Source organism: Pseudomonas sp. RA_15y_Pfl1_P11, from assembly GCF_963970975.1.
In the GTDB taxonomy this organism is placed as follows: Bacteria; Pseudomonadota; Gammaproteobacteria; order Pseudomonadales; family Pseudomonadaceae; genus Aquipseudomonas; species Aquipseudomonas tritici.
The window spans coordinates 169,741-184,266 of record NZ_CAXAOY010000004.1; the positions used below are offsets into that span (position 1 = coordinate 169,741).

At 52.1% G+C, this 14,526-nt stretch carries 6 protein-coding genes and 2 pseudogenes; 3 read left to right on the forward strand and 5 right to left on the reverse strand.

Features of this window, described 5'->3' with window-relative positions:
* Position 1: 1 nt before the first annotated feature.
* Entirely contained in the window at positions 2-934 is a 933-nt protein-coding gene (locus tag AACY44_RS06590; RefSeq protein WP_065910146.1) for a phosphatidate cytidylyltransferase, read from the forward strand.
* 61 nt (positions 935-995) lie between these two features.
* Here the strand turns inward: AACY44_RS06590 and AACY44_RS06595 are convergent.
* A pseudogene (locus tag AACY44_RS06595) lies at positions 996-1,163 on the reverse strand (Lrp/AsnC ligand binding domain-containing protein); the annotation flags it as partial.
* On the opposite strand from AACY44_RS06595, the pseudogene AACY44_RS06600 reads away from it, so the two are divergent.
* Positions 1,155-1,355: pseudogene (locus tag AACY44_RS06600) on the forward strand (penicillin-binding transpeptidase domain-containing protein); the annotation flags it as partial. The pseudogenes AACY44_RS06595 and AACY44_RS06600 sit on opposite strands and share 9 nt — an antisense overlap.
* Before the next feature lie 337 nt (positions 1,356-1,692).
* On the opposite strand, the gene AACY44_RS06605 reads toward AACY44_RS06600, so the two are convergent.
* The 3 genes from AACY44_RS06605 to AACY44_RS06615 form a co-directional block, all read right to left on the reverse strand.
* On the reverse strand, positions 1,693-2,634 hold the full coding sequence (locus AACY44_RS06605; RefSeq protein ID WP_339418573.1) for a diguanylate cyclase: 942 nt from the start codon (positions 2,632-2,634) through the stop codon (positions 1,693-1,695).
* Positions 2,631-7,922: a PAS domain S-box protein gene (locus AACY44_RS06610; RefSeq protein ID WP_339529956.1), complete on the reverse strand. Its 5,292-nt coding sequence runs from the start codon at positions 7,920-7,922 to the stop codon at positions 2,631-2,633. The genes AACY44_RS06605 and AACY44_RS06610 overlap by 4 nt, the downstream gene beginning before the upstream one ends.
* 77 nt (positions 7,923-7,999) lie before the next feature.
* A complete protein-coding gene (locus AACY44_RS06615) occupies positions 8,000-10,462 on the reverse strand; it encodes a GGDEF/EAL domain-containing response regulator (RefSeq protein ID WP_339529958.1) in 2,463 nt (820 codons plus the stop codon).
* A gap of 622 nt (positions 10,463-11,084) precedes the next feature.
* Here AACY44_RS06615 and AACY44_RS06620 point away from each other — a divergent pair.
* Positions 11,085-12,137 carry a GGDEF domain-containing protein gene (locus AACY44_RS06620; RefSeq protein ID WP_339457132.1) on the forward strand — a complete coding sequence of 351 codons (1,053 nt, stop codon included), beginning with the start codon at positions 11,085-11,087 and terminating at the stop codon, positions 12,135-12,137.
* Between the two features lie 546 nt (positions 12,138-12,683).
* Here AACY44_RS06620 and glmS read toward each other — a convergent pair.
* Positions 12,684-14,516 carry a glutamine--fructose-6-phosphate transaminase (isomerizing) gene (gene glmS, locus AACY44_RS06625; protein WP_339427723.1) on the reverse strand — a complete coding sequence of 611 codons (1,833 nt, stop codon included), beginning with the start codon at positions 14,514-14,516 and terminating at the stop codon, positions 12,684-12,686.
* Between the last annotated feature and the right edge of the window lie 10 nt (positions 14,517-14,526).

Below are 14,526 nucleotides of genomic sequence, written 5' to 3' on the forward strand. Positions count from 1 at the left end.
GATGGATAGCCAAACCCTGATGTTGTTCGGCGGCATCGGCGCGATCCTGGTGCTCGCCTCGCTGATCGGCCTGATCCTCAAACTGCGTACCCGTGGCAACCCGAACGCGGTGATCGACAACCTCAACGCGCGCATCAACGCCTGGTGGGTGATGGTGGTGGTCATCGGTGTCGCCTTCTGGCTCGGCACCGGCGCGGTGATCCTGCTGTTCTATGCCGTATCGTTCTACGCCTTGCGCGAATTCCTCACGCTCACGCCCACCCGCCGCAGCGACTACCCGGCGCTGGTCGCCGCGTTCTACCTGGCGTTGCCACTGCAATACCTGCTGATTTACTCGGACTGGTATGGGTTGTTCTCGATCTTCATCCCGGTGTATGTGTTCCTGCTGCTGCCGATCCTCGCCTCGCTGGGCGGCGACAGCACGCACTTCCTTGAACGCGCGTCGAAGGTGCAATGGGGCCTGATGATCGCGGTGTTCTGCGTCTCCTTCGTGCCCGCCTTGCTCACCCTCGATATCCCCGGCTACGAAGGCCGCAACCTGTTGTTGATCGCCTACCTGGTGATCGTGGTGCAACTGTCCGACGTGCTGCAGTACGTCTGCGGCAAGCTGTTCGGCAAACACAAGATCGCGCCTAACTTGTCACCGTCGAAAACAGTGGAAGGGTTTGTCGGCGGCATCCTCTTGTCATCCCTGATCGGTGCGGCACTGTGGTGGACCACGCCGTTCAATCCTTGGCAGTCGTTCCTGATTGCGCTGTTGATCAACCTGCTGGGGTTTGCCGGCGGCATTGTGATGTCGGCGATCAAGCGCGACCGGGGCGTGAAGGACTGGGGGCATATGATCGAAGGGCACGGCGGCATGTTGGATCGGCTGGATTCGGTGTGTTTTGCGGCGCCGATTTTCTTCCACCTCGTGCGCTACTGGTGGACCTGAGCCACCGACCTCAAGCCCTCTGAAGCCCACACATGTGTTTTGTGTTGGTTTCAGAACCTTATTAACCCGGCAAATGCCCCAGCGGCAAAGCCCCTGGGGTTTTTACGGTCTGGATCGCGAAGTTGCTGCGGATATCTCTCACGCCCGGCAGCTTCAGCAGACTGCCAGTGACAAACCGCTCATACCCACGCAAATCCGGCACCACCACCTGCAGTAGAAAGTCCGATTCCAGGTAGGCTCGGCGGATTACTTATCCACAAGCCTCCACGGCCAAGTCAACGGCGTATTGGCGCAGCGCTCACCGGGCTCGACGCTCAAACCCTTTCTGTATGGGCTGGCGTTGGACCAAGGGGTGATCCACCCGATGAGTATCCTCAAGGATCAAACGAAACCTAAACGCCAATATCGATTACGGCCTTAAAGCACATCACACATAAATAGCGCACGGGAGGTAGCTTAGTTGAAAAGCCGGATACAAAAGATAGATAACCTTATGGCCCACGAGTTTTTGCCTCCGTTAGCTTATAAGTGTGACAGATTTGTGGAAATTATAGACTGTCGTGAGCATCCAGAAATACCACTGCAGTGGTTTTGGCACAGCGGGCTCAACCGCAATGTACGATACGCAAGTTAGTCATCTCCACCGCCAACTTGCCCCCGGTATAGTTTATGTCGTTTAACACATTACGGCAGCAAACAGGTACTGCCTATTCTCCTATTGACAGGATAGACGTTTAAACCTTTTTACGAGTTAGAGACTACTTAAGCTCGATGAAGCTAAGCCTGTTACGCCCGGCCTGCTTAGATTTATATAACTCTTTATCAGCTGCGTTGAGCAACTCCTCAGCCAAAGCACCCCGAGTCGGAATTGTCGTCCCAATACCTATACTGACAGTCACAATTTCATGGGCAGGTGAGTTAACATGTTCGATACCCACTGCGCGTACTGCCTCAAGCATCGCTTGGGCGACACTGATAGCTCCGGTAACGTCCGTATTTTGCAAAATACAAGAAAACTCTTCGCCCCCGTACCTTGCGACCGAATCGTAAGGCCGTCTAAGAGCATGTTTTACCGCATTGGCAACTGCACGTAGACATTCATCCCCCTTTTGATGGCCGTAGTGATCGTTGTATAGCTTAAAATGATCAATATCGATCATCAATATTGAAATGTATTGCCCGTATCTTGCGCACTGCAGCCAATCACGCTGTAGGTTTTCATCGAACATTCTGCGATTGTGAATTCCTGTAAGACCATCTGTCAGCCCAATCGTTTTCAGCAAGTCAGATTGTAACTTCAAGGCTAGATGAGCTCTAACACGTGCAATGATAACCGAGGACCTGACAGGTTTGGTAATGAAGTCCACCGCGCCTAATTCGAACCCCAGTTCTTCGTCGGCCACCTCATCCTGGGAGGTCAGGAAAATTACGGGTATATTGCGTGTGTCTTCGCTGGCTTTAAGGCTACGGCATATGTCATGGCCTGACATGCCAGGCATCAATACATCCAGCAGTATCAAATCCGGGTGTTGTGTTTGGCATTTGAGGAGGGCCTGTTTACCGTCCATCGCCATAATAATTTCGTATTCAACTTTTAATAGTTCGTTTATTAGTCGAATATTCACAGGTTGATCGTCGACCACAAGAACTTTTGGCTTGAATCCCCGAGTGGCGACTAGCTGATTGAGAAGTTCTTTCATTTGTACTTTTCCGTGAGTAAGTGTTTGATCCTTTCAATCGCCTCATAGAAATCTAGGTCTTGGATCAGCTTAACGAGGCTAGTAATCGCGGCCCGTTGGGAGATAGGGGTATGCGCTTCTAGCTCAGCGACATCGTCCAACGCTCGCATATCACCTGCCACCAGGGTTATCAAAAGATTCTCCAGCGAAGCAATACTTCGTTCTGATGACCAAAGCGACTCGTCTCGTCCGTCAAGCAAATTTGAAATGTTCTCAGCATCAAAAGCACTCTGCAACTTTTCAATGCTGTCCCTCATCAAACTTCGGAGCACAGAAATTCCATCAGAGGGTAGCCCTAGCGCAGGCTTGTTCGGCGGCGATTGCCTTGCTAAGGCCTCCCATTCGCCCGCCTGTTTTGCTAGCGCTGTGGCTCCTACCGTTGCAGCGACACCTCTAAGTGCGTGCAATGTGTCCGCAACACTCGTTGCCTCAAAAATCTGAGCGTTTTTTTCCAGCTCAGCGAGCAGACGTTCACACTCATCGCCAAAACTGCTTAGAGCCATGGCGTATACGTCAGCCCTTCCTCCGAGGCGGAGTAAAATTTTGTCAAACGGTTCAATTAAGTTATTTTGATAGAAAGGCGATGATTGGTTCGCCGTCAACAGGGGCTCACTCTCTCTCCCAGTCAGCTGTTGTAATACGGAAATAACTTCGGCCATATCGATAGGTTTGCCTAGATGCTCGTTCATGCCTGAAGCAAGGCAGAATTCACGATCAGCAGGGGATGCATTTGCAGTCATTGCGATAATGGGCAGTGACGCAAAGTGAGCAGTGGACCGAATACGGCGAGTAGCTTCCATACCGTCGATATCCGGCATTTGTACATCCATGATTACGACATCAAACTCGCCTTGTTCGTGGATGGCAAGTTCGACTCCTAGTAGTCCGCAGTCTGCTAGGGTCACTTCAGCGCCTTCTGCACTCAGCAACTCACTGATCACTTGTCGGTTAAGCGCATTGTCTTCAACCACGAGCAGGCGTAGGCCTTCAAGTGCCCCAGCCGTAGTCTGTACTCCTTGAACAATACCTGACGGACCTGACGCCCCTAATGAATATTCAATGGAAGCGTAAAGTTGTTGAGGGGTAACCGGTTTGGTAAGAAAGTCCTGAAATGGTGCGTCTTGATCCTTGACCGCGTCAGCCAGTTCTTCGCGGCCAAATGCTGTCACCATAACAATCACCGGAGGCTTTGGATGATCCGGGATATTTTTTATCAATCTTGCCGCTGTCAACCCATCCATATCGGGCATTCGCCAATCCATAATCACGGCATCGAAGAGGACGCCCAGAGAGATGGATTGATTAACCAACTGAACAGCCGCGCAGCCTTCATTGACAAAAACGACATCCCAGCCGAACGCTTCAAGTGCCTGTACCAAAATCTGGCCTGATAAAACGTTGTCATCAACAACCAATACGCGACGCCTGTGCTCAGTGAAAATCTGAATGGACGTGAGCGGCGCGGAATCATCAATAGCAAGTGCGATATCAAACCAAAACGTGCTGCCTTTTCCGAGCTCGCTGTCAATGAGTAGCTGACCTCCCATCATCTGAACCAGGCGCTTGCTGATTGCCAGACCTAACCCAGTACCACCAAAGCGTCGGGTTGTTGAGGTTTCCGCTTGCGTGAACTCTTCAAAAATTCCGCTAATCTGTGATTCGCTTATACCTATACCGGTGTCCGCAACAGAAATGCGCAACACGACCTGCTCGTCATTGCGCGCCAGTTCGGTTAGTTTCACCACAACATGCCCCTCGGGGGTAAACTTTATCGCGTTACCCGCTAGGTTAATCAAAATTTGCTGTAAACGAAGTTGATCCCCAATAACAGCACTGGGGAGTTGAGGGGCAACATCAAATAACAACTCGACGCGCTTATCGGAAATATTGCCTGACAGGATAACCGCCAGGTCACGCAGGAGTGTTTCAAGGCTGAATGGATGCTGCTCAAGCTCTAGTCTGTCCGCATCCATTTTCGAAAAGTCGAGGATGTCGTTCAGAAGACTGAGAAGCAACTCAGCTGCCGTCTGGGCTTTCCTTGCATAATCGTCTTGTCGTCTATCCAACCCACCGTTGCGCAGCAGCTGTAGCATGCCCAGCACCCCATTCAAGGGGGTACGGATTTCGTGGCTCATGCTGGCCACGAACTGGCCTTTGACTTGGCTGGCTTGTTCTGCGCGCTCTATAGCGCCACGCAGTTCGGCCTCAACCTCCTTGCGCTCAGTAATATCCAGGTTAATACCCGTTATACGAGTGGCCTTGCCATCTTGGTCGCGCTCAACGTAAGCACCTGCCTGCACATAACGAATAGAACCGTCAGGCCGGAGCGCTCTAAAAACGGGATCATATTTCCCGTGGCCCTCTATTGCAGCAAGTAAACTGGTCTCAGTCGCCTCTATATCTTCTGGGTGTATACGCGATCGCCAATGATTGTAGAGTTGATCACCACCCTTCAAGTCTCTAGGCGTTGCATAGAGACTGAACATACGGTCATTCCACTCCATCAGATCTTGCGCGGGAATCCAACTCCATATCCCTAGCTGCGCCGCCTCTGCGGCAAGCAAAAGTTGATCACGTGCAGCAGCAAGCTCACGTCGATGTAGTGCTTGCTGGGTAATGTCGGTGGCGATGCCCAGATAACCCGTGATGCATCCCTGTAAATCGCGCATGGGAGTAACGATTAACGAAACGGTTAGATGCTCACCATCTTTGCGCACGTAAGTCCATTGCCTCACCTCAGCGCCAGCGACTTCGGGAATATGCACAAAAACGCGGAATCCTTCAATGACTTGATTAAACTCTTTGGTCAGTACCTGGCCACGAGCTAAGATCTCATCCTGAAGATGGAAGTTGGCGGGCGTCAAAAAGCCTAAAACCTCGCTCGCCTTATAACCAAGCATATTCTCAGCGCCCACATTGAATACGCTAATGACGCCAGCTCTATCAGTTGCGATAATCGATACTTCTGATGCCGCTTGCAACACAGTGTGCAACAACAAATGCAGTCTCGACACTTCTTCATCGGCAGCGCGTCGATGGGTGATGTCGATGCACAAGGCAATATAACTCTTTATGCTGCCGTCACTCTCAATGCGGGGCGCAATAACGGTATCAAACCAACACAGATTGCCCTCGCACGTACGATTGCAAATTTCGCCACGCCACGCTTTGCCCTCTTGGAGCGTGGACCACATCGATTGCCAGAATGATTCGGGATGAACGCCCGACTTAAGTAACTGGTGAGTCTTGCCCAGTAACCCATCTCGCGCAAAACCGTGAGCTTCACAGAAGCGTTCGTTCACATCCAGAATCAGGCCGTTTGTATCGGTTAAGGAATAAAGTAGCTGCTCGTTTATAGTTTGCAATAACAGGTCGTTTTCACGGAGTGCCTGTGCCAGTTTGAGGCGGCTCTCGGTGATCTCGGACACGTCATGTGCTATCACAAAAAACCCTTTAACTTCACCTTGGACGGTGTCCGGGATGTAATGGGTAAGCGAATGTCGGATCTTTCCATCTGGTCCAGGGATCGCTCGTTCGAAGCTCTGCGGTTCTCCACGCAGCACAGCCGCTATATAACCGCGATTGGCGTGAAATAGCTGTTCACCCAATACAGCCTGCATTGAACGTCCCGGTAACGTCTCTGGATCGAGCCCAAACCAGACCTGATAAGCATGATTGGCAACGCGGTTGATGAGTTGCGTATCCCAATAGCCAATCATGGACGGGACGCCATCCAAAACGGTGCGCAACGCGCGTCGTGCGCTCTCCAGCTCAGAAGTACGTTTTTGAACCTCCCCCTCAAGCCAAAGATTACTTGCCAATACCTGCGCTTCAGCTGCCTTTTCTATAGTGATGTCGCGGATGGTCTTGCAGGCTCCTATAATGTTGCCTACGGAGTCGCACATTGGGGATACGGACACAGACACATGGATCAGATGGCCGTCCTTATGTTGCCGAAGGGTTTGAAAATGCTCAACTGCATGACCGCCTCGAATACGCTCTAAGATGTTTATTTCCTCATCTTGAAGATCTAGAGGTACGATCAATGAGCAAAGCAACTGACCCGTTGCCTCAGGTGCCGTATAGCCGAAAAGATGTTCCGCACCTTTGTTCCAGCCGACTACCGTACCCGAGAGTGTTTTTACAATAATGCCATCAACTGAATTCTCTATCACGTTGGCAAGTTGTAGTCTCGCCATTATCAACAGCTCCTTGCGGCGCTGGGTATTGCTCCATAACAAGGTAAACGCAGCAATGAATAGGCTTGTCAATGCGCCACTCAAGGCCAACGCATTCACCGACATCAAAGGAAGTGTGTAAATGAACTCTGGATAAATACTCAGTTTGAGTTGCCATTTCCGGCCATAGACCTCTTGTGTGACAGAGTAGCTGTCGATGGCTTGCGCTAGATTTTCTGGCGTCACGGTTGAGTAAAACAATACTGGTTGGCCCGGTGTTGTTTGATCCTGCAACTCTAAACCTACGTGCGCAAGATTGACTCCGCTGTCGCCCAGCACGTCCTGCATCCTGAGAACAGCATAGGTCCAACCATAGGCTTGGTCTATTTTTGCTGCTTCTGTTTCAGGCGTTTTAGCTGTGCGGTAAATCGGCATCAAAAAAAGGAAAGATTGATTGGGCTGCCCGGTCGCTTGAACCAACGTGATTGGACCGGTCAGCGTTGCTTTGCCACTGAGCATAGCGCTTTGTGCTGCCGTCTTACGGTTGGCCTCCGAAGCGATGTCCAGGCCAATCGCTGGTCGGTTCAGTCCGGACGGTTCAATATATTGGATCACATATCTCTCTCCTTCATTTGGGGAGAGCTCTCTGATCGAAAAATCAGGCATGCCGTCGCGACGTGCTGCCTCTAGAAAACTAGCTTGCTCAGGACGAGGGACTCGTCTTATAAACCCAAAACCAAGCGCACCGGGAAACTCGCTGATAAGGTCGCGACTGTCGCTGTAACGCTTGAACTGCTCGCGTGTGACTGTTTGCTCGCCTTTCGTGAGCACCGCACCTCGCGCTCCTCGAAGGCCGTACTGATAAAGCCGGAGCTGGGATTGAATGGCTGAAAGAGCCCTCTGAGTGGCGTCAACCATTGCCTCATGTGTAGTAGCTTGGTTGCGCTGTGAAGCCCATAAACAAAGTGCCGCCGTGAAAAGCACGCCGAGAATGAACAGCAGAGCGGGCAATGTCCCGAGGGACAGACGCCTCTCTGATGTTATCGCACTTAAGTCAATAAAATCGGACATTCATTATCCTTAACGTATGACAAACAGCATAAAACTTATGCTGAACTGGTCTTCGGGTCGTCGCGTTTTCTGGGCATTTAACCAAGTCCTCGGAACAGTAATGCCTCAAAATCTAGCGAGGGAATCGGTCTTGCATATAAATATCCCTGCATTACCTGGCAGCCGAGAGCAAGCAGTGCTTGAGCTTGAACTTCTTGCTCAACCCCTTCTGCGACCAGTCTGAGATTGAGACTTTGCGCCATCTGAATTACCGCCTCCACAATCCCAGCATCGCTGCTGTCTATCAGCATATCGCGCACAAAGCTTTGATCAATTTTGAGTACGTCGATTGGGAAGCGCTTGAGGTAGGCGAGACTCGAATAACCGATTCCAAAGTCGTCAAGTGCAATAGAAACTCCCAGTGCCTTTAAATCGAACAACGAATCACGAGTGCGTATCATATTGCTGGCAAACACGCCCTCGGTGATCTCAAGCTCCAAAAGTTCTGGAGCAATACCTGTCTCTACGAGCACGGCCTTTACTGAGTCAACGAAGTTGACCTCTTCCATCTGCACCAAGGAGACGTTAACGGCAATAAGGATGGGAAAGCCCTCTGCATGCCACCTGACACCATCCAGGCACGCTTGGCGAAGCACAAAAAGACCGATAGGCACTATAAGTCCGGTTTCTTCCGCCATCGGTATGAATTCAGCTGGAGAAACCAGTTGACCATCAGCCCGCCTCCAGCGAACTAAGGCCTCCGCTCCGATAATAGTCGAGTGCTTGGCATTCACCTTAGGCTGGTAATAGACCTCAAACTCCTGATTTTCTAAGGCAACACGCATTTGCTTTTCCAGCAGGTGGCGAGACCGCAAGGTATCTTCGATTTCCGCGCAAAAAAACTGGAAACGATTACGACCATCCTGTTTGGCACGATACATGGCCGCATCTGCTTGATGATGTAGAGTCGCCATATCATCGCTGTCATCAGGGAAAAGGCTTATGCCTATGCTCACCGTGAGATCGAAACGGTTACCTTCTATCCAATAAGGCTCTGACAGCAAACCAAGCAAATATTCTGCTTTTGACGCGACGTCTTCAACTTTCTGAATGTTATGTAATAGAACTATAAATTCGTCTCCGCCTTGGCGGCTGACCGTATCATTACCGCGCATGCTTTTTGTAAGCCGGGTAGCGACTTGCTGGAGTAGTAGATCACCGGTCGAGTGACCGCTTGAATCGTTGATGCTTTTAAAGTGATCCAAATCAAAAAAGAGGAAGGCGACCCTTCCGCCTACGCTCTTGGCGTCGCGAATCGCTTGCTCAGTACGGTCGCGCAGTAAAATCCGATTTGGCAGGTTGGTCAGTGCATCATGATTTGCTAAATGCGCCATCTTGATAGCCAACGCCCGAGCCTCACTAACGTCATGAAATACGGTAATTGCGCCTGTGAGCTCCTGATCCGAAGCGAAAATGGGTGCCGCGGAGTCCTCAATCTCTATTGTGCTGCCATCACGACAGACCAATCTAGAACTCAATTTCATACCAACAGTTCGTTTTTCGCGTATCGCAAGGCGAATTGGATTTTGCAGTTCGAGCCCAGTACAGGCTTCACGCAGTGGCATCACCTTCTCGATCGCCTGACCAAGCGCGTCTGCGCCCCTCCATCCCGTCATCTCTTCAGCGATCGGGTTCAAAAAGCTTATCAGCCCCTCTACATCGGTTGCTATGACGGCATCACTAATTGAATTAAGGGTAATTCGAATACGCTCCTTTTCACGAAATAGCGCCGTCTCTGCACGTTTGCGGTCCGTGACGTCAGTGATCAGCAGCAGAAAACCAGCATCACGATTTTCGACATCGCGGTAAACCACGGAAGCTTGACCGTGTAACATGTCTCCGTCAGGGCGGATTAGACTGATATCGAAAGACGTATTATCTCCCTTAAGCTCTGCGTCAAGATGCCGTTCAATGGCAAAAAAATTGGTTTCTCCTAATACATCACAAAGGTGCAGCCCCGCCATTTGGCTGCCGCGCAGACCAAACCATTTGCCACCCGGATCGTTAGTAAACACGTTGCGCAGTTCTTTATCCCACTGGGAAATAAAGGCGGGCAGGTTTTGAACTACGTTTTCCAGACTTCGTCTTGCTTCGATCAACTGCTTGTTCTTTAACCGCAGGACCAGGTGCATTTTGATTCGGGCGCGCGCGATGGGAATATTCAGCGGCTTGTTCAGGAATTCAACGCCGCCCATACCAAGCGCCTCAATCTGTCGAGTATCTTGGTCGTGCGCGGTAATGAAGATGATAGCAACGTCTTTTGTGGCGGGATCGCTTTTGATAGCTTTACATACAGCAAATCCATCCATGCCAGGCATTTCAATGTCGAGTAGCACAACATCAGGCGGTGACCTCTTTACTATTTCAATAGCCGCCAGCCCCGATGTGGCAAATATAACTTTTCCAAGACCACTAACCGTGTCTCGGATGATCCGGACACTCATAGGCTGATCATCGACAATTAGAATAGTTAACGGCTCTAGCTTGAGATCGTCGAGCAACTTTTTATCCCCACATTTGCCCCTTTATACGCCCGCGCCTTTGGGCTATCGAACAGATAAGGCAGGTCCAACTCCTTGACATCGCATCTCAGCAGCCACTCAGCTTCAGCAGGGATGAAATGTGTTTCCTCCACGATAGCAGATCAAATCGAACTGTCATTCACGTTTCCTTCTGCCTACTATGCTCTGAAACCCCATGGTTGCGCGCATTTCAAAATTGAACCAAAAACCCTGCAGGAAAAGGGTAGCCGTCCGAGGAACACACGTCCTTACAACGCCGTTTGTGGCATGGAGTCCATCTAGATTTAAACGGAAGCGATCATAAGCATGAAGCTATTGGGAGAAAGTGCAGGCCCGACTGGCGGAGCGGCCCCGAGCCCCCAAGAAGAACGATCAGCGGGTTGAACAGCGCGCCGTGGGCACCGCACACGACGTACCCTTCGCGTCTTTTCCGGGCCCCCTTTCCCGCTAAAAAGCGGCCAGTAGCCACTAGACAACTGATGCTTAGCCTCGTACCTTAAACCTGAAGGCCCTGCGAAACCTTTTTTAGGTCTCATTTGCTGGCTTGAGAAAGCCAACCTAAAAAACCGACGTATACCCGGATATTGAGGTAACAGGTTTGATGCAAGGGACACTCTCTGAAAGCCTACCCACGCGCGACGCTCGACCAGAATTTTGGCAACTTTCCATGCGTTGCTGCCAATTGGCGGGCAGCGTAGACGTTGCGTTTTTTTTCATTTTCCTCATTCTGGGCTCACCCATTTTGGCGTGGATAAACGTGATCAGCGTGGCCATGTATGTCTATGCCTATCACGCGTTCAAGCAACGACGAAATCAGTTTGCAGTTCTCCTTATACGTATTGAAGTGCTTGTGCACGCTGGGCTGGGCACAGTTCTGGTCGGCTGGGGAAGTGGTTTTCACTACTTCTTGTTAATGTTTATTCCGGCCCTGTTCGTCAGCATGCGTGCCCGTAGCGCCTGGATATACGCAGGCTGCCTTTGGGCTTACTATGTAGGCTTAGATGTACTAATGTGGTTCGTAAGTCCTCTGCAACCCATCTCCTCCAATGCCCTGTTGGGTGTGCATGTTTTTAACCTGACAGTAGTTTTCTGCATGTTCAGCTATCTTGCGTTGTTCTATGTGATCACGGTAACCCGCGCTCACAAGAGCCTGGCGCGTATGGCAACGACGGACTCATTAACCGGGTTATTCAACCGTCGGCACATGATTGCTCTGACCGAGAAAATTTTGGCACGGCATCATAGACGTCCCCGCAATCTCACCTTGATGTTGATGGATATAGATCACTTCAAGCAGGTCAATGATCTATACGGTCACGATACCGGTGATCGTGTACTCGAGGCAGTGAGTCTATTACTCAAATGTTCAATGCGAGAGCAAGACTTTATCGGACGCTGGGGTGGCGAAGAATTTCTCTCCATATTGCCCGATACGGATTTTAGCAATGCAACTGATAGCGCAGAACGTATACGCAAGGCGGTCCAGGCATTGGAGATTGACAGCAATGGCAAAAAAGTAAGCGTAACTCTCTCTATTGGTGTCACTCAATATCGTGCTGATGAGGTTCTCAGCAACGCAATTGCAAGGGCGGATTACGCGCTCTACGAAGGCAAGTTAGCGGGACGAAACAGGGTAGAGGTAGCCGAGGCTTAGGTATCAGCTTTTAATCGAATTCTGACAATAATCATCTCCAGCGCCTCGACGCAGCTATAGTCGGCCGCGCTGAAGGCATATCGCGGAAAATACTCCACGCCATCTCGCTCGATGGAGAGGTAATCCCCCCTGAAAAAATACTCATCAGAAGTAGAATTTTCTCCTAATCGGATCAAGGTGTTGCCGCTGATGCAGAATTGACCCTGCTGCCGAAATTTCGCTGACCCAGGCTTCAACTTTGTAAAGCGTTAGCAGGTCTGACTTTGGGCTGAATGCTTGTGGGGCAACGCCAAGTCGGCAGATGGGTCAATTCTGCATCAGCGGCAACATCGAATGACCTATGTATTCGTCCCTAGAGTAGGAAATATCTTGAATATTTCTAAAAAACTCTCTTAACGGATACTCAGTGCGTCCCGAGCACGGTGGCCCGGAAAAAGCGTCACCGGCTACTCAATCGGGGGGATCGAATGCGCCAGCGACAGACTTTATTTATTTCCGACAGACTTTATTTCGTAGCTTCGAAGGGCGCTCAAGGCGCGTGCCGTATTACTCCACCGTCACCGACTTCGCCAGGTTGCGCGGCTGGTCAACGTCAGTGCCCTTGAGCACGGCGACGTAGTAAGACAGCAGTTGCAGCGGGATGGTGTAGAGAATCGGCGACAGGGTGTCGTTGATGTGCGGCATGTTGATGACGTGAGTGCCTTCACCATTGGTCATGCCTGCTTTCTCGTCGGCGAATACCACCAACTGGCCGCCACGGGCACGTACTTCCTGCAGGTTGGACTTGAGCTTTTCCAGCAGTTCGTTGTTTGGCGCGACCGTGACGACTGGCATGTCGTCATCCACCAGGGCCAATGGACCGTGCTTGAGCTCGCCGGCCGGGTAGGCTTCGGCGTGGATGTACGAGATTTCCTTGAGTTTGAGCGAGCCTTCCATTGCCACCGGGTATTGCGCGCCACGGCCGAGGAACAGGGTGTGGTTTTTGTCGGCGAACAGCTCGGCGACTTTTTCCACGATACTGTCCATGGCCAGGGCCTCACCCAGGCGGGTTGGCAGGCGGCGCAGTTCTTCGACCAGGGTGGCTTCAACACCTGCGGCGAGGGTGCCACGTACTTGGCCCAGGGACAGGGTGAGCAACAACAGGCCGACCAGCTGGGTGGTGAAGGCTTTGGTGGAGGCCACGCCGATTTCGCGACCGGCCTGGGTCAGCAGGGTCAGGTCGGATTCGCGCACCAGGGAACTGATGCTGACGTTGCAGATCGCCAGGCTGGCGAGGAAGCCCAGCTCCTTGGCGTTACGCAAGGCGGCCAAGGTATCGGCGGTTTCTCCCGACTGCGAGATGGTCAAGAACAGGGTGTCAGGCTGGACCACCACTTTGCGGTAGCGGAACTCGCTGGCCACTTCGACCTGGCATGGGATGCCGGCCAGTTCTTCCAGCCAGTAACGGGCAACCATGCCGGCGTGGTAGCTGGTGCCGCAAGCCACGATCTGCACATTGCGCACTTTGGCGAACAACTCGGCGGCTTGTGGGCCAAAGGCGTTGACCAACACTTGCTTGTCGCCCAGACGACCCTCCAGGGTGCGCTGCACCACGGCCGGTTGCTCGTGGATTTCCTTGAGCATGAAGTGGCGGTATTCGCCTTTGTCGGCGGCTTCGGCGCCGTCGCGGTATTGCACAGCTTCACGCTCGACAGACTGACCGTTAACGTCCCAGATCTGCACGCTTTCACGGCGGATGTCGGCAATATCGCCTTCTTCCAGGTACATGAAGCGGTCGGTGACCTGGCGCAGGGCCAACTGGTCGGAGGCGAGGAAGTTTTCCCCCAGCCCCAGGCCGATCACCAACGGGCTGCCACTGCGGGCGGCAACCACGCGATCGGGCTGGGTGGCGCTGACCACGGCCAGACCGTATGCGCCGTGCAGTTCTTTTACGGTGGCTTTGAGGGCGACCGTCAGGTCGCCCAGGTCTTTGAGCTTGTGATTCAGCAGGTGGGCGATGACTTCGGTGTCGGTGTCCGACGTGAATACGTAGCCCAGGCCCTTGAGTTGCTCACGCAGCACTTCATGGTTTTCGATGATGCCGTTGTGCACCACCGCCAGGTCGCCGGAAAAGTGTGGGTGGGCGTTGCGTTCGCACGGCGCACCGTGGGTAGCCCAACGGGTGTGGGCGATGCCCAGACGGCCAACCAACGGCTCACCGGCCAGGGCTTGCTCCAGTTCACTGACCTTGCCCGGGCGACGCATGCGCTCAAGCTTGCCGGCGTTGGAGAAGACGGCCACACCGGCGCTGTCGTAGCCACGGTATTCCAGGCGTTTGAGGCCTTCGAGCAGGATGGGAGTGATGTTGCGTTCAGCGACTGCGCCTACGATGCCACACATGGTGTTTCTC